The sequence below is a fragment of the Pseudomonas mangrovi genome (assembly GCF_003052585.1).
Taxonomy (GTDB): Bacteria; Pseudomonadota; Gammaproteobacteria; order Pseudomonadales; family Pseudomonadaceae; genus Aquipseudomonas; species Aquipseudomonas mangrovi.
Genome location: NZ_QASN01000017.1, coordinates 25,741 through 43,262, shown reverse-complemented (window position 1 = coordinate 43,262; position 17,522 = coordinate 25,741). Strand labels below are relative to the sequence as shown.

Below are 17,522 nucleotides of genomic sequence, written 5' to 3'. Positions count from 1 at the left end.
CAGAATTAATGCCCGCGCCGGCGGCTGCTTTTTCGCAGCGCAAGGCAAGAGGAGAGAAGTTTGGTTATTCCAAATGAACGACGATTAACGCAGGGCTGCGAAAAAGCAGCCCCGGCCCGCAGGGTTGCGCTCAAAAGCGCACCATGCGGCGTTGCGAAACTTGCCAATGGGAGCGCCATTGGCTGCGTTCCGCGCCTTGCCTGGTGCGCTTTTGAGCAGCAACGCGGGCAAGAATTCTGGGTGGGTGGGTTCTGATGCAGACAGTCGCGGTCATCGACTACGGCATGGGCAACCTGCACTCGGTGGCCAAGGCCCTCGAACACGTGGGTGCCGGTCGGGTGCTGGTGACCAGCGATGCAGCGGTGATCCGCGAGGCTGACCGGGTGGTGTTCCCCGGCGTCGGCGCGATCCGCGACTGCATGGCCGAGATCCGCCGCCTGGAATTCGATGCGCTGGTGCGTGAGGTCAGCGCCGATCGCCCGTTCCTCGGCATCTGCGTCGGCATGCAGGCGCTGATGGAGCGCAGCGAGGAAAACGGCGGGGTGGACGGCATCGGCCTGTTCCCAGGGCACGTGCGCTTCTTCGGCAAGGACATGATCGAAGAGGGTGAGCACCTGAAGGTGCCGCACATGGGCTGGAACGAAGTCGAGCAGACGGTCGAGCACCCGCTCTGGCACGAGATTCCCGACCGCGGCCGCTTCTACTTCGTGCACAGCTACTACATTGAGGCCGGCAAGCCGGCGCAGGTGGTCGGCGGCGCTCACTACGGCAAGGACTTCGCCGCGGCACTGGCCGAAGGCTCCAAGTTCGCCGTGCAGTTCCACCCGGAGAAGAGCCATACCCATGGCCTGCAGCTGCTGCAGAACTTCGTCGGCTGGGATGGCCGCTGGTGAGCCGAGCCAAGCTCAAGGCTGCAGTGCTGACGCTGGATCCTGCCCAGGAGCAGAGCGCGCAACAGGTCATCAAGCGCTTTCTTGAGCAGCGCTTCGAGCTGGAGCTTGGCTCGTTCGAGGCCCAGGAAGTGCTCGATCTGTTCGCCCGGGAAATTGCGCCGCTGTACTACAACAAGGCGATCTTCGATGTGCAGACGCACCTGAAGGAAAGGTTCGAGAGCATCGAAAGCGACTTGTGGGCACTCGAGAAGAGCTGACCCTTTAATCCGACACTTGATTTGAACAGGTTGCAGACATGCTGATTATCCCCGCTATCGATCTGAAGGACGGCGCCTGCGTGCGTCTGCGCCAGGGCCTGATGGACGACGCCACGGTGTTTTCCGACGATCCGGTGGCCATGGCCGCCAAGTGGGTCGAGGCCGGCTGCCGTCGTCTGCACCTGGTCGACCTCAACGGCGCCTTCGAAGGGCAGCCGGTCAACGGCGAGGTGGTCACCGCCATCGCCCGGCGTTATCCGGACCTGCCGATCCAGATCGGCGGCGGCATTCGTTCGCTGGAAACCATCGAGCACTACGTTCGCGCGGGCGTCAGCTACGTGATCATCGGTACCAAGGCGGTCAAGCAGCCGGAGTTCGTCGCCGAGGCCTGCAAGGCCTTCCCGGGCAAGGTGATCGTTGGTCTGGACGCGAAGGACGGCTTCGTCGCCACCGACGGCTGGGCCGAGGTGTCGAGCGTTCAGGCGACCGACCTGGCGCGGCGCTTCGAGGCTGACGGCGTGTCCGCCATCGTCTACACCGACATCGCCAAGGACGGGATGATGCAGGGCTGCAACGTCGAGGCCACGGTGGCCCTGGCCAACGCCAGCCGCATCCCGGTGATCGCCTCCGGCGGCATTCACAACCTCGGAGATATCCAGAAACTGCTCGACACCCGCACGCCGGGCATCGTCGGCGCCATCACCGGCCGGGCGATCTACGAAGGCACCCTGGATGTCGCCGAGGCGCAGGCGTTCTGCGACAACTTCAAAGGTTGAAAGTGATCTGAAGCCCTCGCTAAGCGAGCCCGCTTCAGCCGTAGGGTGGACACGCTGCGCTTGTCCACCAAGCATCCGCTGACCCGGTGGACAACGCTGCGCGGTTGTCCACCCTACGAGAGAGACTGTCATGGCCCTGGCCAAACGCATCATTCCCTGCCTCGACGTGGACAACGGCCGCGTGGTCAAGGGCGTGCAGTTCGAGAACATCCGTGACGCCGGCGACCCGGTGGAGATCGCCCGCCGCTACGACGAGCAGGGTGCGGATGAAATCACCTTCCTCGACATCACCGCCAGCGTCGACGGCCGGGACACCACCCTGCATACCGTCGAGCGCATGGCCAGCCAGGTGTTCATCCCGCTGACCGTGGGTGGCGGCGTGCGCAGCGTGCAGGACATCCGCAACCTGCTCAACGCTGGCGCCGACAAGGTCTCGATCAACACGGCCGCGGTCTTTACCCCGGAGTTCGTCGGCGAGGCCGCGGACCGCTTCGGCTCGCAGTGCATCGTGGTCGCCATCGACGCGAAGAAGGTTTCCAAGCCTGGCGAGCCACCGCGCTGGGAGATCTTCACCCACGGCGGGCGCAAGCCGACCGGCCTGGACGCCGTGCTCTGGGCGAAGAAGATGGAAGACCTCGGCGCCGGCGAGATCTTGCTCACCAGCATGGATCAGGATGGCGTGAAGAGCGGCTATGACCTCGGCGTGACCCGGGCGATCAGCGAGGCGGTGGGCATCCCGGTGATCGCTTCCGGCGGCGTCGGCAACCTGCAGCACCTGGCTGACGGGATCACCGAAGGCAAGGCCGACGCGGTGCTGGCGGCGAGCATCTTCCATTTCGGCGAATTCACCGTCCCGGAAGCCAAGGCCTACATGGCCGCGCGTGGGATCGTGGTGCGCTGAGCGGCCGCCGGCAGGAACAAAAAAGCCCGGGTGTTGCCCGGGCTTTGCATGTCGGCGATCAGTCGCCGCGGGTAACGCTCAGACCCTTGAGCAGATTCAACGCCTGGCCCAACTGATAATCGTCATCCTGCAGGCGCGGCGGCGCGTTGCGGCTCTTGCTGCTCGGCTTGTCCGGGCCACCGTTGCCGTTGCCCAGGTGCCCGGCCAGATCGGCCTCGCGCAGGTTTTCGTTTTCCTGCTCGCGGGTCAGCTTGGCGCGCGCCACCTCGATGTCCGGCTCGATGCCCTGGGCCTGGATGGATCGACCGCTGGGGGTGTAGTAGAGCGCGGTGGTCAGCTTCAGCGCGCGGTCGTTGTTCAGTGGCAGGACTGTCTGCACCGAACCCTTGCCGAAGCTGTCGGTGCCCATGACCACGCCGCGCTTGTGATCCTGCAGGGCGCCGGCGACGATTTCCGAGGCCGAGGCACTGCCGGCGTTGATCAGCACCACCAGCGGCACGCCTTCGCTGGCATCGCCCGGGTCGGCGGAGAAGCGCAGCTCGGAGTTGGCGATGCGGCCTTTGGTGTAGACGATCAGCCCGTCCTTGAGGAAGTGGTCGGTGACCTCGACCGCCGCCTGCAGTACGCCGCCAGGGTTGTTGCGCAGATCGAGCACCAGGCCGCGCAGCGGCTTGCCGTCGTTGCTCTTCTTCAGCCCGGCGAGCGCCTTGCCGACTTCGCCGCCGGTGTTGATCTGGAACTGGGTGATGCGCAGGTAGCCGTAGCCGGGCTCGAGCAGCTGGCTGCGCACGCTGCGCACCTTGATCACCGCGCGGGTCAGTTCGACATCGAATGGCTTGCCGCCCTCACGCACCAGGGTGAGCTCGATCTTGCTGCCGGCCTTGCCGCGCATCATGTCGACCGCTTCCATCATCGACAGGCCCTTGGTCGGCTTGCCGTCGATCTTGATGATCAGGTCGCCGGCCTCGATGCCGGCGCGCGCCGCAGGCGTGTCGTCGATCGGGGCCACCACCTTGACGAAGCCATCCTCCATGCCGACTTCGATGCCCAGGCCGCCGAACTCGCCGGAGGTGCTTTCCTGCAGCTCCTGGAAGGCTTCGGGTTCGAGGTAGGCGGAGTGCGGGTCTAGGTTGCTGAGCATGCCCTTGATGGCGTTTTCCAGCAGAGTCTTGTCGTCGACCGGCTCGACATAGGCCGCCTTGATGCGATCCATCACCTCGGCGAAGGTGCGCAACTCGTCGAGCGGCAGCGGTGCTGCGTTCGACGCGCTGGGCGGGACCGGAATCGGCGCCAGCGAGGCGGGCTCGCGAGTCGGGTCCGGCTCTGCGGCCCATGCCGGCGAGCACAGCGCCAGTGCCAGAGCCAGCGAAGTGAGGCGAAGGGGGCGGGCGTACGGCATGGCGAACTCCAGAAATGAGGGGGGCACACGGCCGGCTGGTAGCCTGGGCGCCGGGCGGCTGAACGCTGCGTTGAGGTCATCGCCGGCCATCTGCGCCGGTCGCTGTCTACTGTCGGCTGTCTCGAAAAAATTGTTCAACGAGCGGCTATCCCTGTGTGCGACACCATTGGGCCGGGTCTATCGGACGACCCTGCTGGCGGATGGCGAAATACAGACCCGGTGCGTCCTGGCCGCCGCTGGCGCCGACCGTGGCAATCGCCTCGCCGGCGCGGACCTGGGCGCCGGCTTCCTTGAGCAGGCTCTGGTTGTGGCCATAGAGGCTCAGGTAACCATCGCCGTGGTCGAGAATCACCAGCAGTCCGGCGCCACGCAGCCAGTCGGCGAAGACCACGCGACCGGCGTGGATGGCGTGGACCTGGGTACCGGCACCGGCGCCGATCAGCACGCCGTCCCACTTGGTTCGTGCGTCGCCGCCGCGCGGAGTGCCATAACGGGCGACCAGCTGTCCGTCGACCGGCCACGGCAACTGGCCGCGGGCGCGGGAGAAAGGCCCGGTAACACTGCTGCCGGTAGCCACTCGCGGACCTGAGGCTGCGGTACTCGGCGTAGGGTTCTGTGCGGCGATGGCAGCCTGGCGGCGGGCTTCCTCGGCCTCGCGGGCCTGGCGCGCGAGGGTTTCCTCGATGGTCTTGAGCAGCCTGTCGAGCTGCGCCTGTTCCTGCTGACGAGTCTTCAGGCGCTGGTTCTGGTCACCCTGCTGGCGCTCCAGCTTGGCCAGCGCCAGGCGTCGCTCCTTGCGCACTTCGCCAAGCTTGCCGGTGCGCTCTTCCAGCTCGCTCTTGCGCACCAGCAGTACGGCCTGCTGGCGGTCGATGTCGGCCTGGATGTTGCCCAGCTGGCGCAGGGTTTCATTGAAGGTGTCGAGCTGTTCGATGCGCGCGCGACTGAGGTAGTCGTGATAGGTGAGGGCGCGCGAGAACTTTTCCGGATGCTGCTGGTTGAGCAGCAATCGCAGGTACTCCTGGCGGCCGCTCTGGTAGGCGGCGCGGGCCTGTACGGCGATCAGGCGCTGCTGTTCGTCACGGGCGCTCTGGAGTTTTTTTTTCTCCTGGTCGAGGCGCTTGAGCTCCTTCTCACCGTCGCCGAGCTCGTTCTGCAGCTCGCGGACCTCCTTCTCCAGGGTGCCCATCTCGGTTTCGGTCTTCTTCAGCGACTGCTGCAGGGCGGACTTTTCCTGCTGGATCTTTTCCAGCAACTGCTTCAGCTCGGCGACGTCCTTGCGCGCCGCTTCAAGTTGCTCGCGTGTTTGCGCGCGTTCATCGGCGATAGCCGGAACGAGCAGGCAGGCGAGCAGCAGGGCAATCGGGATGCGGAGCGTCAAGGCGTCGGTACCGTCGGTTCGCGTGGAGCGTAGTATGCCTAAAAAAGCGCCTACCGGCTGCCGACGATAGCTGCGCTTACGCTGCCGTCGTCGGCACGGGAGCTGTGTCTCAATCCTGCAGCTCGACGATGCTGCGGCCGGTCATCTCGCTTGGCTGCGGCAGCCCGAGCAGCGTCAGCAGGGTCGGTGCGACATCCGCCAGTACGCCGCCGTCGCGCAGGCTGACCTGGCGCTTGCCGACATAGATGAAGGGCACCGGCTCGCAGGTGTGCGCGGTGTGGGCCTGGCCGGTGCACTCGTCTTCCATCTGCTCGACATTGCCGTGGTCGGCGGTGATCAGTGCCTCGCCGCCGACCTTCTCCAGCGCCGCGACAATGCGGCCCATGCATTCGTCCAGGCATTCGACCGCCTTGACCGCGGCCTCGAATACGCCGGTGTGGCCGACCATGTCTCCGTTGGCGTAGTTGACGATGATCACGTCGTAGCGCTGCTGCTCGATGGCTTCGACGATGCGGTCGGTGACTTCGGGCGCGCTCATCTGCGGCTGCAGGTCGTAGGTGGCGACGTTGGGCGAGGGGATCAGGATGCGCTCCTCGCCTTCGAAGGGCTCCTCGCGGCCGCCGGAGAAGAAGAAGGTGACATGGGCGTATTTCTCGGTCTCGGCGATGCGCAGCTGGGTCTTGCCGTTCTTCGCCAGGTACTCGCCGAGCACGTTGTCCAGCGACTCGGGGGCGAAGGCACTGGGGGCCGGGATGCTTGCCGCGTACTGGGTAAGCGTGACGAAGCCGGCCAGCGCCGGTACACGCTGGCGGGAGAATTCGGCGAAACCCGGCTCGACGAAGGCGCGGCTCAGCTCGCGGGCGCGGTCGGCGCGGAAGTTCATGAACACCACGGCATCGCCATCGGCGACCGGGGCGGCTGCGCCAATAGTGGTGGCCTTGACGAACTCGTCGCTCTCGCCGCGCTGGTAGGCCGCTGCCAGGCCTTCGCTGGCGGTAGCGGCAGAGAATTCACCCTGGCCGTCGACGATCAGCTTCCAGGCCTGCTCGACGCGATCCCAGCGATTGTCGCGGTCCATGGCGAAATAGCGGCCGATCAGGCTGGCGATGCGGCCCTTGCCGAGACGCTCGAAAGCGGCGTCGAGCAGCTCGATGGACGGCTGAGCACTTTTCGGCGGTGTATCGCGGCCGTCGAGGAAGGCATGCAGATAGATGTGCTGGGCGCCGCGGCGGGCGGCCAGTTCGGCCATCGCGACCAGGTGGTCCTGATGGCTGTGGACGCCGCCGTCGGAGAGCAGGCCGAGGATGTGTACCGCCCTGCCGGCCGCCACGGCCTTGTCTAACGCGGCGCAGAGAGTCGGGTTGTCGAAGAACTCGCCGTCGCGGATGGACTTGGTCACCCGGGTGAAGTCCTGATACACCACGCGTCCGGCGCCCAGGTTCATGTGGCCGACCTCGGAGTTGCCCATCTGCCCGTCTGGAAGGCCGACATCCATGCCGCTGCCGGAAACCAGCGTGTGCGGCTGGGTCGCGCGCAGCCGGTCATAGACGGGCGTCTGTGCCGCATGGATGGCGTTGTATTGTGGGTCGTCGCTGTGACCGAAGCCGTCCAGGATCATCAGGACAACGGGTTTGGGCGTGGCAGTCATGTGGCGGCTCGCTTGATACGGGTGGTCGAGTGCTCTGCGCGGGTCGCGGCACGGTGCGCGGAATTGGGCAGGCGGCGGTAAAAAAGGTTCGACAGTTTAAGCGGCGCTGCGCCCTGCGTCACGGTGGCCCGTCATTGGCCGGCGTTTCGGGGTGAACTGCGTTGCTGCGTCAAATGGCAACCGGCCGAGGCTTTGGGCGGTGTTTTGCGCTGTGTATACTGGCCGGCATTTTATCCCTCTGGAAGCCGTTGATGCTTGCTCAACTGATCGAATTCGCCACCAACCACTATGTGCTCAGCGGATCCTTCGTGGTTCTGCTGGCCCTGTTGCTCGCCAGCGAGATGCGCAAAGGCGGCAAGAGCCTCAGTACCCGGGAACTGACCGCTCTGGTCAATAGCGAGCAGGGTGTTGTGCTGGATGTGCGACCGAAGAAGGAATTCGCCGGCGGACACATTGTCGATGCCATCAATATTCCTCACGACAAGCTGGTGGCGCGTATGGGTGAGCTCGACAAGCACAAGGGCAAGACCCTGATCGTGGTCGATGCGATGGGTCAACATTCCGGCAGCATCAGTGCCCAGCTGCGCAAGGCCGGTTTCGAGGCTGCCAAGCTGGCCGGCGGGATATCCTCCTGGCGTGGCGACAACCTGCCGCTGGTGAAGTGACATGCGTCCGGTCGTGCTCTACACCACCAGCTTCTGCCCCTACTGCATTCGCGCCAAGCAGCTGCTCGACAGCAAGCAGGTTGCCTATGAAGAGCGTTCGGTCGACGGTGACCGGCAGTTGCGCGCGGAAATGAGCATGCGTGCCGGTCGCACCAGCGTTCCGCAGATCTGGATCGGCGACACCCATGTGGGTGGTTGTGACGACCTTTACGCGCTGGAACGCAAGGGTAAGCTGGACGCCCTGTTGCAAGACTGACTACCTCCCTACGAACAAGAAGGCTCTGCCAAATGACTGAACAAACTACCAACGGTGCTGCCCAGAACGAACAGGCGCAGTTCTCCCTGCAGCGCATCTACGTGCGCGACCTGTCCTTCGAAGCACCGAAAAGCCCGGAGATCTTTCGCCAGGAGTGGGCGCCCAGCGTTGCGCTCGACCTGAATACCCGGCAGAAGGCGCTCGAAGGCGATTTCCACGAAGTCGTGCTGACCCTTTCGGTCACGGTAAAGACCGGTGAAGAAGTTGCCTTCATCGCCGAGGTACAACAGGCCGGCATCTTCCTGATCAAGGGGCTCGACCCGGCGTCCATGAGCCACACCCTCGGCGCCTTCTGCCCGAACATCCTCTTCCCCTACGCCCGCGAGACGCTCGACAACCTGGTCACCCGGGGCTCGTTCCCGGCACTGATGCTCGCGCCGGTCAACTTCGATGCGCTCTACGCGCAGGAAATGGAGCGTCTGCAGGCGAGCCAGGCCCAGGCCTGAGCCGCTGTGGCAATGCTCGAAGGGCGTCCAATGGGACGCCCTTCGTCGTTTCAGGGTTTCCATTGCCAGGGGTCAACACGGCGTAGTGTGCTGGTCGTCGAGAATGGCTATTCGAGGGCGAAGCCCTGCTGGCGCCAGGCCTCGTAGACGGTGATCGCCACGGTATTGGACAGGTTCAGGCTGCGCGAGCCCGGGCGCATTGGCAGGCGCAGGCGATGCTCTTCGGCAATCGACTCGCGTACCTCGAGTGGCAGCCCGCTGCTCTCGGGGCCGAAGAGGAATACATCGCCGGGACGGAACTGGAATTCACTGAAGTTGCGACTAGCCTTGGTAGTGAATGCCAATATTCTGTCGCTTCCGATTTCCGTGATACAGTCCGCCAGCGAATGATGGCGTTTTAATGTCGCGTATTCGTGATAGTCCAGTCCGGCACGGCGCAGCCGCTTGTCGTCCAGTTCGAACCCCAGTGGCTCGATCAGGTGAAGATGGCAGCCCGTGTTGGCGCAGAGGCGAATGACGTTGCCGGTATTCGGGGGAATTTCCGGCTGGAAGAGAACGACATGGAACATCGGCGGGACTCAGGGATGATCGACCAGCCGCATTCTACAGGCTGACGGTCCACGGGCGGTGTCAGGCAGACAGCGCACCAGGGCTTCTGGGGAAGACCATTGTTTGGTTTGCTGAAGCACAACAATAAAAGCTCCAAGAAGGGGCTGCTGGGAGTCGAGACAGGCCCCGAGGGCATTGCCCTGGCGTGGGTCGCGCGCGATCCCGGGGCCGCGCCTTCTTTGCGCCATTGCGAGTTCCGTGCCTGTGCCCCCGCCGCACAGCTCGACACCCTGCGCAAGATGGTTTCCAGTGCAGGTCTCGAGGGGCTGCCGGTCAATCTGGTGCTGCACCCTGCCACCTACCAGTTGCTGTTGATGGAAAGCCCCGAGGTCGAGCCGGCCGAATTGCGTGATGCGATGCGCTGGCGGCTGCGCGAGATGATCAGCGAGCCCATCGACGAGCAGATCATGGATTGTTTCGCGCTACCCGCCGATGCCTATCGCGGACGCTCGCGCATGGCCTACTGCGCAACCTTCGCCAAGACGGCGATGCTGCAGTTCCGCCACCTGATCAATCACGCCGGCCTGACTCTGCAGTGCATCGACATCACCGAGATGGCCTTGCGCAACGTCGGCCTGCTGGCGGGCGCGGACGGCATCAATCTGGGCCTGTTGCGTCTGCGCACCAGCGAGGGGCTGATCTGCGTGCAGAACGGTGCCGAGCTGTACATGGCGCGGCGCATCGAGCAGGGCCTGGCCCCGCTCGGGGATGATCTGGCCGGGATGATCCTGGAGGTACAGCGCTCACTCGACTACTTCGAAAGTCAGCTGGGCAAGGGTTATATCAGTCGCCTGCTGCTGCTACCGATGAAGCGTGAGGGCGATCGGGCCCGTGAAGCGTTGCGGGCGAATCTTGCGGTCAACCTGCAGGCGCTCGAGTTGCGCGACCTGTTTCCCGGCCAGGCGGCCGCCGAGCTCGACGAGAGCGAACAGGCCTACTGTCTGGCTGCCGTCGGCGCGGCCCTGCGCCAGGAGGCTGACTGATGCAGAACGTCAACCTCTATCAGTTCCAGCGTGAGCGCCGCACCGGTCCTCACCCGCGCCTGCTGCTGGTGGGTTTTGCCGCTCTTGTGCTGATACTGCTGCTGCATGCTCTGTGGCACGTCTGGCGAGGCAATCAGGCCGGCGCGGCGGCAGCCGCGGCGGAACTGCGGGCGGTACAGGCCGACGGGGAGTTGGCCGAGGCGCAGGGCTCGTTCGTCGAGCCGGTTCTCGATCCGGCGCTGGTGCCGCAACTGGCCGAGCGCGAACGTTTCAATCTGCAGTTGCAGCAGCTGGTCGACTATCTCGATGGCGAGGCGCGCAGCCGTCAGGGCGGTTTCCTGCCGATCCTCTCGGCGCTGGGTGACCGGCATCCGCCGCAAGGTCTGTGGCTGACCCGTATTCGTTTGCGCGAAGGCACCAGCGAGCTGCGTCTGGACGGCCTGACCGAGGATCAGGAGCTGATCCCGGCCTATCTGGAAAGCCTGGGTCGCAGCGACGCATTCCGTCAGCGGCAGTTCGCTCGCCTCGACGTGCAGCGTGAGGATAACGGGTTGCTGCGCTTCGAGCTGTCCTCCAGTCCCAAGGGAGCGCCCGGTGATGAATAAGTGGCTGGAACGCTGGAAGGGTCTTGGCCCACGCGAACAGTGGCTGGCGACCGGGGTGGCTGCCGCTGTCCTGGTGGTGCTCTATATGCTGCTGGTGCTCGATCCGCTGTCTGCGCGAATTGCCTCCGAGCAGCTGCGCCAGCGTCTGGCCGATACACGTGAGCTGGAAGCGCGTAACGGCGTGCAGGAATTGCAGGCGCGCCTGGCGGCCGACCCCAATCTGCCGCTGCGCGCTGCGCTGGAGGGCGCCGAGCTGCAGCGTGTCCAGCTGGATCGGCGGATCGAGGCACAGACCCAGGTGCTGCTGCCGCCGGAGCGGATGAAGCAGCTGCTGCAGGAGCTGTTGCGCAACCAGAAGGGCCTGCAGCTGGTCGAGCTGCAAACCTCCAGCGAGCCGCTGCGCCTCGGCGCTCCCGCGCCGGCTTCTGTTCAACCCGAGCAGGGCGCCGAGCAAGCGCCGGCGGTCGTGCTGCACAAGCACAGCCTGGAACTGCGCCTGGAAGGCGGCTACTTCGATCTGCTGAGTTACCTGGTGGCGCTGCAGGGCAGCGAATTCCGCGTCTACTGGGACGGTCTGGACTATGAGGTCGGCGAGGCCGGACACAAGCGCGCCAGCATCACTCTGCGCCTGCATACCCTGAGCCGATCAGCGAGGTTCCTTGGTGTCTAGATTGCTCGCATACATGCTCGGACTGGGTGTTTTCGGCGCTGCCTGGGCGGCCGATCCGACAGCACCGCCTGCGTCGCGCAGCGAAGAACCCCGTGCGACCGAGCAGCAGGCACCCCTGCAGGCGCTGCAACTGTACGCGGTGATGCGCAACCGCAATCAGTCGCGGGCGGTGATCAACGGCCAGAGCCTGGCGGTCGGTGAATCCATTTTCGAGGCGCGGGTCATCGAGATCCGCCCCCAAGCCGTATTGGTCGAACGCCAGGGTAGCCGCGAGTGGCTGCGCCTGGCGGCCCCCATCTTCCAGGAGAGTCGATGAAGTCCATGACGCGAAAACTCCCGTCACGCCTGAGCCTGATCGCGCTGGCCGGGCTGCTTGGTGCCTGCCAGACCTTCCAGGATGGCGACAAGCAGCTCTACGAACAAAGCAACCGCCTGTTCGAGGAAAGCCTGGCGCAGAGCGCCACCCGCACCGCCCCGCCGGCGGCGGTCCAGGCGGCGCTGATCCCGCCGCTGGAGCTGGGTGGCGCGGCGGGCGCCGCCAGTGCCGCGCGCTTCGATGTCGCAGTGCGCGACATGCCGGCGCGCGAGTTCTTTCTTAGTCTGATGGACAGTGCCGGGCAGAACCTGGTGGTGCATCCGGGGGTGAGTGGCGAGATCACCTTCGCCCTGCGCCGGGTGACGCTCGAGGAAGTGTTGGCCGCGGTGCGCGACAGCTACGGCTATGACTACCGGCGTACGCCCTATGGCTACCAGATCATGCCGAACCAGGCGATCACCAAGACCTACGATCTCAACTACCTGAACGTGCAGCGTCTGGGAAGCACCGATACCCGCGTCAGTTCGGGTCAGGCCACCACCAGTGAAAACACCGGTAGCGGCGCAGCCGGGACCACCACCAGCAGCACCTCGAACACGGTCAACGCGAGCCAACTGATCACCCGCAGCGATGCGGACTTCTGGAACGAGGTCAGCACCGTGATCGCGATGATCATCGGCACCGAGGAGACCAACAAGGTGGTGGTCAATCCGCAAGCGGGTCTGCTGGTGGTGCGGGCTTCCAGCGCCGACCAGCAGTCGGTGCAGGAGTTTCTGCGTCAGGCCCAGCGCAATCTGCAACGCCAGGTGATCCTGGAGACCAAGATCCTCGAGGTCGAGCTTTCCGATGGCTTCCAGTCGGGCGTCAACTGGAGCTTCCTGCAGGGCCAGAAGGGCATCGGGCTGGGTGGCTTCAGTACCCTGGCCAACGGCGTCAATGTGCCGAATATCCCGGTTCAGGGGCCGGATGGCGTCGGCGGGGTGTTCGGCATGACTTTCGACTTTGGCAACTTCGAGGGGGTTATCCAGCTGCTCGAGACTCAGGGTGAGGTGCGCGTGCTGTCCAGTCCGCGAGTCTCTTCGCTGAACAACCAGAAGGCGGTGATCAAGGTCGGCACCGACGAGTACTTCGTTACCGACGTGTCCACCACCACCACCTCGCTGGCCGGTGGCACCACAGCGCCGGACCTGGACGTGACCCTGACGCCGTTCTTCTCCGGCATCTCGCTGGATGTCACGCCGCAGATCGACGAGAACGATCAGGTCACCCTGCACGTGCGTCCAACCGTGAGTCGCGTCGAGGACCAGAACAAGAGCATCCGCCTGGGCGGCAGCGACAACGTCTTCAACCTGCCCCTGGCACTCTCCACTACCCGCCAGTCCGACTCCATCGTGCGGGCCCGCAGCGGCCAGGTGGTAGTCATTGGCGGACTGCTGCAGAACGCCAATGAGAACACCGACGCCAATCTGCCCTGGGCGTCGAAGCTGCCGATCGTCGGCCCGCTGTTCCAGCAGCAGCGCAAGGCGCTGCGCAAGAGCGAGCTGATCATCCTGATGCGTCCGCAGGTGGTCGGCGAAGACACCTGGCTTGAAGAACTGCGCAAGAGCGCCGAAACCTTCCGCGAGTTGAGGTAGGCAAGGCATGTATCAGGCCTTCTTCGGTCTGCGCGAGAAACCCTTCGCGCTGACGCCCAATACCGGCTTTCTGGTCCAGCTGGCGCCTTATCAGGCCTGCCTGAATCTGCTGCGCGTGGCGCTGGCCGAGGGCGAGGGCTTCATCAAGGTCACTGGCGAGGTGGGCACTGGCAAGACCCTGCTCTGCCGTGCCCTGCTCAACGGGCTGAACAGCGCTCGCTACCAGCTCGCCTACCTGCCCAATCCGCATCTCACGCCGCTGGCCCTGCGCCAGGCGCTGGCTCTGGAGCTGGACATCGAGCAGGCTGCGCAGCTGGATGAACACGGCTTGCTCGAAGCGCTCAACCGGCGCCTGATCGAGCTGGCGCGGGCGGGCCGCAGCACCGTGCTGCTGATCGACGAGGCGCAGGCGCTGAGCCACGATACGCTGGAAGCGCTGCGCCTGTTGACCAACCTGGAGACCGAGCGCAGCAAGCTGCTGCAAGTGGTGCTGTTCGGTCAGCCGGAGCTGGACCAGACCCTGGCGCGCGAGGACTTCCGCCAGCTGCGCCAGCGCATCACCTTCTCCTATCGGCTGCGTCCGCTGGATGTCACCGATACCACCCGCTATCTGCAGGAGCGCCTGGCCGTGGCCGGTTATCGCGGTGAGCCGCTGTTTTCCACGGCGGCCGTCAGGCTGCTGGTGCGTGCCAGCGGCGGCATCCCGCGGCTGCTCAACATCCTCGCCAACAAGTCGCTGATGGTTGCTTTCGGCGAGGGACGCCGGCGGGTCGACAGGCCCCAGGTGCGCCGGGCGATCGCCGATACCGAAGGCTGCAGGTCTGCAGCGGGCGGTTGGCGTCGGCTCGGCTGGGGCCTGGCTGCCTGCGGCGTTTCGGTCCTGCTGCTGGTGGGCGCGTGGCCGTGGCTCGCGCCGCTGGCGGAGGTGCTGCCATGAGCCTGGTCAACGACATGCTGCGTGACCTGGAGGAGCGCCGCGCCGGCCCGGAGGAACGACTGCGGCTGAGCGGCATGCACGCCGTCGACGAAGTCGCCGCCAGCCGTCGCGAACGCTACGAACGCATTCGTCGCGGCAGTATCTGGTTCGCTGCGGTGGTGCTGATCGCCGTGCTGGTCGGGCTGATGCTCGGTCGCCTGGTGCGTGGCCCGGTGCAGCCGCTGCCACTGCCGGTCAGCGAGCCTGCCGTGGTCGCCGCGCCCGTGCCGGCGCCGGCGCAGGTGCTGGACGTGTTGCCGCAGCACGACGGTCGGCGTTTCGTCCTGCAGCTGCTGCTGGATCGCTCGGTGTCCTATCGGCGGGTCGAGGAGAGCGGCGCGGTGAGCCTGCTGCTCACTGACGTCGAGCTGGCAGGTGAAACCCAGAGCGGCAGGGTGCAGCGCGATGGTCGCAGCCTGTCCTGGCGAGTGGAAAATCGCAACGGTGCGGTGCAGGTATTGCTGGTCGGTCTGAGTGGCGAGATCGAAGCCAGCGACCGCCTCGAGCGCGCCGGTGATCGCTGGCAACTGTGGGTCGAGGTGCCGCTGGCCGAGGCCCATGGGCAGGAAAGTGCCGAACCTCTGAGCCTGCCGATCGCGGAGCCTGTGCAGGAGCAGGAGGCTCAGGTGCCGGAGTGGATGAGCCGACCGGTGCCGGCGCGTGAGCCGGCTGTCGCCGTAGAGCCGGTGGTTGCGCCCGTTACGCCAGCGCCAGCGCCTGCTGCACCGCGCAATCCCGATCTGCGCATCTCCAGCCATGTGCCTGACGCACTGAGCCTGGCACGCCAGGCCCTGCAGGACGGCGATCACAGCCGCGCCATTCGTGAGTTTCAGGCGCTGCAGCGGGCCCGCCCGGCCGATCCTGAAATCACCCGCTGGCTGGCCCGTGCCTATCTTGCCGCCGGTGAGCTGCAGCAACTGCAGGACTGGGTTACCCCCAGGCTTGCCGCCAACCCGCATGACAGCGAGCTGCGCATGCTGCTGGCCCGCGGCCAGTTGCAGCGCGGCGAGAAGGCTGCAGCGGTGGCGACCCTTGAACAGCACGCGCCGCCGCTGGCCCGCGACAGTGCCTATCACGCACTGCTGGCGGCGCTCTACCAGCAGGACAGCGACTGGCAGCGCAGCGCCAATCTCTATCAGCAACTGGTGGCCCTGCGTCCCAGTCAGGCGACCTGGCAGCTGGGTCTGGGGGTTGCCCTGGAACAGCTCGGTCGTGACGCCGACGCGGCACGCCACTATCGAATGGCATTGCAGGGCATCGGTCTGGACGAGGCCTCGCGGCGTTTCGCCAGCGAGCGAGCCATGGCATTGGGAGGACGGCGATGAGCCAGGAAGACGTACGCCAGCGCAAAGTCCGCCTCGGTGATCTGCTGATCCAGGCCGGCCTGATCGATGACGCCCAGCTGCAGCTGGCGCTGCAGGAACAGAAGCGCAGTGGCTCCAAGCTGGGCCGCACCGTGGTCGATCTCGGTTTCGTCGACGAATCCAAGCTGCTCAAGGCGCTCTCGGAACAGCTGAAGATCCCCTTCGTCGAGCTGCGTCACTACAAGTTCGACGCCGAGCTGGTGCAGAGCCTGCCGGAGGCGGTGGCGCGGCGCTTCCGGGTCATCATCCTGTCGCGCCAGGGCGACGGCCTGCTGGTCGGCATGTCCGACCCACTCGATCTGTTCGCCCTCGACGAGATCGAGCGCCTGCTGCACAAGCGCGTTTCGCCGGCGGTGGTGCGCGAAGCCGAGCTGCTCGCGACCCTGGACCAGGTCTACCGACGCACCAAGGAAATCGCCTCGATCGCCGGCGAGCTGGAAGGCGAGCTGCAGGGCAGCGACTTCGACCTTGGCGCGCTGGGGGCCGACAACAACAGCGACGCGCCTGTGGTGCGCCTGCTGCAGACGCTGTTCGAGGATGCCGTGCAGATGAAGGCGTCCGACGTGCACATCGAACCTGACGAGGGCCTGGTGCGCATCCGCCAGCGCATCGACGGGGTGCTCAACGAGCAGGTGATGAAGGAGCAGCGGGTCGCGTCGGCGCTGGTCATGCGCCTGAAGATCATGTCCGGCCTGGACATCTCCGAGAAGCGCCTGCCGCAGGATGGTCGCTTCAATATCCGGGTGAAGAATCGCAACATCGACGTGCGCGTCTCGACCATGCCGGTGCAGTTCGGCGAGTCGGTGGTGCTGCGTCTGCTGGATCAGAGTGGCACCATGTTCCAGCTCTCCGGCACCGGCATGCCGAGCAACATTCTCGAGCGTTTCCGTCTGCTGCTGCAGCGCCCGCACGGCATGGTACTGGTCACCGGCCCGACCGGCTCGGGCAAGACCACCACGCTCTATGCCGGGCTCTCCGAGCTGAACAGTCCGGAGAAGAAGATCATCACCGTCGAGGATCCGGTCGAGTATCGGCTGCCACGGGTCAACCAGGTCCAGGTCAACGCCAAGATCGAGCTGACCTTTGCCCGCGTCCTGCGCGCCGCTCTGCGTCAGGATCCGGACATCGTGCTGGTCGGCGAGATTCGCGACCAGGAAACCGCCGAGATCGGCCTGCGTGCAGCGCTGACCGGTCACCTGGTGCTCTCGACGCTGCACACCAACGACGCCATGACCTCGGCGATGCGCCTGATCGACATGGGCGTCGAGCCCTTCCTGGTCGCCACCGCGCTGAACGCGGTGCTGGCCCAGCGGCTGATCCGCAAGGTTTGCCCCAACTGTGGCGAATCGCACGAGGCCGACATGCGCCAGCTGCCCTGGCTGGAGGCGCTGCATGGCAGCTCGCTGGCGGGGCGCAGCTTCATGCGCGGGCGCGGCTGCCACCAGTGCCACAACAGCGGCTACAGCGGCCGGATCGGCGTCTATGAACTGCTCGAGCTGGATGAACCGCTGATCGCCGCGTTGCGCCGGGGTGACCCGCAGGAGTTCGCCGAGGCGGCGCGTCGGCAGGTGCACTACCGACCGTTGGCCGCCTGCGCGCTGGACTATGCGCTGCAGGGCGTGACCAGTGTCGATGAAGTGCTGAAGGTCTGCGCGACCCTGGCCGATGAGGTGCCGGCATGAG

General features: G+C 65.6%; 19 protein-coding genes. 15 read left to right on the top strand and 4 right to left on the bottom strand.

The genetic code is table 11. From position 1 onward, the window contains the following. Positions 1 to 254: 254 nt before the first annotated feature. From hisH to hisF, 4 genes are all read left to right on the top strand, one after another. Complete coding sequence (gene hisH, locus DBO85_RS09145) at positions 255 to 893, top strand: imidazole glycerol phosphate synthase subunit HisH (protein WP_108106962.1); 639 nt, start codon at positions 255 to 257, stop codon at positions 891 to 893. Next, positions 890 to 1,150, top strand: coding sequence for a DUF2164 domain-containing protein (locus DBO85_RS09140; protein WP_108106961.1), 261 nt, complete (start codon positions 890 to 892; stop codon positions 1,148 to 1,150). Before hisH ends, DBO85_RS09140 begins: the two co-directional genes overlap by 4 nt. Before the next feature lie 38 nt (positions 1,151 to 1,188). After that, positions 1,189 to 1,926, top strand: coding sequence for a 1-(5-phosphoribosyl)-5-[(5-phosphoribosylamino)methylideneamino]imidazole-4-carboxamide isomerase (gene hisA, locus DBO85_RS09135; RefSeq protein WP_108106960.1), 738 nt, complete (start codon positions 1,189 to 1,191; stop codon positions 1,924 to 1,926). 130 nt (positions 1,927 to 2,056) lie between these two features. Then, a complete protein-coding gene (hisF, locus tag DBO85_RS09130) occupies positions 2,057 to 2,827 on the top strand; it encodes an imidazole glycerol phosphate synthase subunit HisF (RefSeq protein WP_108106959.1) in 771 nt (256 codons plus the stop codon). Positions 2,828 to 2,885: 58 nt separating this feature from the next. Here hisF and DBO85_RS09125 read toward each other — a convergent pair whose 3' ends face one another. The 3 genes from DBO85_RS09125 to gpmI all read right to left on the bottom strand — a co-directional run bounded on the left by DBO85_RS09125 (position 2,886) and on the right by gpmI (position 7,255). Further along, a complete protein-coding gene (locus tag DBO85_RS09125) occupies positions 2,886 to 4,226 on the bottom strand; it encodes a S41 family peptidase (RefSeq protein WP_108106958.1) in 1,341 nt (446 codons plus the stop codon). Between the two features lie 145 nt (positions 4,227 to 4,371). Continuing rightward, positions 4,372 to 5,607, bottom strand: a complete 1,236-nt coding sequence (locus tag DBO85_RS09120; RefSeq protein ID WP_108106957.1) for a murein hydrolase activator EnvC family protein — start codon at positions 5,605 to 5,607, stop codon at positions 4,372 to 4,374. A gap of 109 nt (positions 5,608 to 5,716) precedes the next feature. After that, complete coding sequence (gpmI, locus tag DBO85_RS09115) at positions 5,717 to 7,255, bottom strand: 2,3-bisphosphoglycerate-independent phosphoglycerate mutase (RefSeq protein WP_108106956.1); 1,539 nt, start codon at positions 7,253 to 7,255, stop codon at positions 5,717 to 5,719. A gap of 251 nt (positions 7,256 to 7,506) precedes the next feature. On the opposite strand from gpmI, the gene DBO85_RS09110 reads away from it, so the two are divergent. From DBO85_RS09110 to secB, 3 genes are read left to right on the top strand one after another with little or no spacing between them, the layout of a single operon-like run. Next, on the top strand, positions 7,507 to 7,920 hold the full coding sequence (locus DBO85_RS09110) for a rhodanese-like domain-containing protein (RefSeq protein WP_108106955.1): 414 nt from the start codon (positions 7,507 to 7,509) through the stop codon (positions 7,918 to 7,920). 1 nt (position 7,921) lies between these two features. Beyond that, positions 7,922 to 8,176, top strand: coding sequence for a glutaredoxin 3 (gene grxC / locus DBO85_RS09105; RefSeq protein ID WP_108106954.1), 255 nt, complete (start codon positions 7,922 to 7,924; stop codon positions 8,174 to 8,176). A 32-nt stretch (positions 8,177 to 8,208) separates the two neighbouring features. Next, on the top strand, positions 8,209 to 8,682 hold the full coding sequence (secB, locus tag DBO85_RS09100) for a protein-export chaperone SecB (RefSeq protein WP_108106953.1): 474 nt from the start codon (positions 8,209 to 8,211) through the stop codon (positions 8,680 to 8,682). A 107-nt stretch (positions 8,683 to 8,789) separates the two neighbouring features. Here secB and trmL read toward each other — a convergent pair whose 3' ends face one another. Then, complete coding sequence (gene trmL / locus DBO85_RS09095) at positions 8,790 to 9,251, bottom strand: tRNA (uridine(34)/cytosine(34)/5-carboxymethylaminomethyluridine(34)-2'-O)-methyltransferase TrmL (RefSeq protein WP_108106952.1); 462 nt, start codon at positions 9,249 to 9,251, stop codon at positions 8,790 to 8,792. A 99-nt stretch (positions 9,252 to 9,350) separates the two neighbouring features. Between trmL and DBO85_RS09090 the strand changes: the two genes are divergently transcribed. From DBO85_RS09090 to DBO85_RS09055, 8 genes are read left to right on the top strand one after another with little or no spacing between them, the layout of a single operon-like run. Beyond that, positions 9,351 to 10,274, top strand: coding sequence for an MSHA biogenesis protein MshI (locus tag DBO85_RS09090; protein ID WP_233356584.1), 924 nt, complete (start codon positions 9,351 to 9,353; stop codon positions 10,272 to 10,274). After that, entirely contained in the window at positions 10,274 to 10,879 is a 606-nt protein-coding gene (locus DBO85_RS09085; protein WP_108106951.1) for a PilN domain-containing protein, read from the top strand. The genes DBO85_RS09090 and DBO85_RS09085 overlap by 1 nt, the downstream gene beginning before the upstream one ends. Beyond that, on the top strand, positions 10,872 to 11,549 hold the full coding sequence (gspM, locus tag DBO85_RS09080; RefSeq protein ID WP_108106950.1) for a type II secretion system protein GspM: 678 nt from the start codon (positions 10,872 to 10,874) through the stop codon (positions 11,547 to 11,549). Before DBO85_RS09085 ends, gspM begins: the two co-directional genes overlap by 8 nt. Beyond that, positions 11,542 to 11,865, top strand: coding sequence for a Type II secretory pathway component (locus DBO85_RS09075; RefSeq protein ID WP_233356583.1), 324 nt, complete (start codon positions 11,542 to 11,544; stop codon positions 11,863 to 11,865). Before gspM ends, DBO85_RS09075 begins: the two co-directional genes overlap by 8 nt. Positions 11,866 to 11,870: 5 nt before the next feature. Beyond that, positions 11,871 to 13,499: a pilus (MSHA type) biogenesis protein MshL gene (mshL, locus tag DBO85_RS09070; RefSeq protein ID WP_108107291.1), complete on the top strand. Its 1,629-nt coding sequence runs from the start codon at positions 11,871 to 11,873 to the stop codon at positions 13,497 to 13,499. A 7-nt stretch (positions 13,500 to 13,506) separates the two neighbouring features. After that, positions 13,507 to 14,436 carry an ExeA family protein gene (locus tag DBO85_RS09065; RefSeq protein WP_108106948.1) on the top strand — a complete coding sequence of 310 codons (930 nt, stop codon included), beginning with the start codon at positions 13,507 to 13,509 and terminating at the stop codon, positions 14,434 to 14,436. Next, positions 14,433 to 15,800, top strand: coding sequence for a tetratricopeptide repeat protein (locus DBO85_RS09060; protein WP_108106947.1), 1,368 nt, complete (start codon positions 14,433 to 14,435; stop codon positions 15,798 to 15,800). The genes DBO85_RS09065 and DBO85_RS09060 overlap by 4 nt, the downstream gene beginning before the upstream one ends. Continuing rightward, a complete protein-coding gene (locus DBO85_RS09055) occupies positions 15,797 to 17,521 on the top strand; it encodes a GspE/PulE family protein (protein WP_108106946.1) in 1,725 nt (574 codons plus the stop codon). The genes DBO85_RS09060 and DBO85_RS09055 overlap by 4 nt, the downstream gene beginning before the upstream one ends. Position 17,522: the final 1 nt, after the last annotated feature.

Excerpts from the sequence above, each read along its gene's own strand:
- hisH (WP_108106962.1), top strand. The coding sequence starts at position 255 with ATGCAGACAGTCGCGGTCATCGACTACGGCATGGGCAACCTGCACTCG.
- grxC (WP_108106954.1), top strand. The coding sequence starts at position 7,922 with ATGCGTCCGGTCGTGCTCTACACCACCAGCTTCTGCCCCTACTGCATT.
- gspM (WP_108106950.1), top strand. The coding sequence starts at position 10,872 with ATGAATAAGTGGCTGGAACGCTGGAAGGGTCTTGGCCCACGCGAACAG.
- gpmI (WP_108106956.1), bottom strand. The coding sequence starts at position 7,255 with ATGACTGCCACGCCCAAACCCGTTGTCCTGATGATCCTGGACGGCTTC.
- hisF (WP_108106959.1), top strand. The coding sequence starts at position 2,057 with ATGGCCCTGGCCAAACGCATCATTCCCTGCCTCGACGTGGACAACGGC.
- DBO85_RS09110 (WP_108106955.1), top strand. The coding sequence starts at position 7,507 with ATGCTTGCTCAACTGATCGAATTCGCCACCAACCACTATGTGCTCAGC.
- trmL (WP_108106952.1), bottom strand. The coding sequence starts at position 9,251 with ATGTTCCATGTCGTTCTCTTCCAGCCGGAAATTCCCCCGAATACCGGC.
- mshL (WP_108107291.1), top strand. The coding sequence starts at position 11,871 with ATGACGCGAAAACTCCCGTCACGCCTGAGCCTGATCGCGCTGGCCGGG.
- DBO85_RS09065 (WP_108106948.1), top strand. The coding sequence starts at position 13,507 with ATGTATCAGGCCTTCTTCGGTCTGCGCGAGAAACCCTTCGCGCTGACG.
- DBO85_RS09085 (WP_108106951.1), top strand. The coding sequence starts at position 10,274 with ATGCAGAACGTCAACCTCTATCAGTTCCAGCGTGAGCGCCGCACCGGT.
- DBO85_RS09060 (WP_108106947.1), top strand. The coding sequence starts at position 14,433 with ATGAGCCTGGTCAACGACATGCTGCGTGACCTGGAGGAGCGCCGCGCC.
- hisA (WP_108106960.1), top strand. The coding sequence starts at position 1,189 with ATGCTGATTATCCCCGCTATCGATCTGAAGGACGGCGCCTGCGTGCGT.
- DBO85_RS09055 (WP_108106946.1), top strand. The coding sequence starts at position 15,797 with ATGAGCCAGGAAGACGTACGCCAGCGCAAAGTCCGCCTCGGTGATCTG.
- DBO85_RS09125 (WP_108106958.1), bottom strand. The coding sequence starts at position 4,226 with ATGCCGTACGCCCGCCCCCTTCGCCTCACTTCGCTGGCTCTGGCACTG.
- secB (WP_108106953.1), top strand. The coding sequence starts at position 8,209 with ATGACTGAACAAACTACCAACGGTGCTGCCCAGAACGAACAGGCGCAG.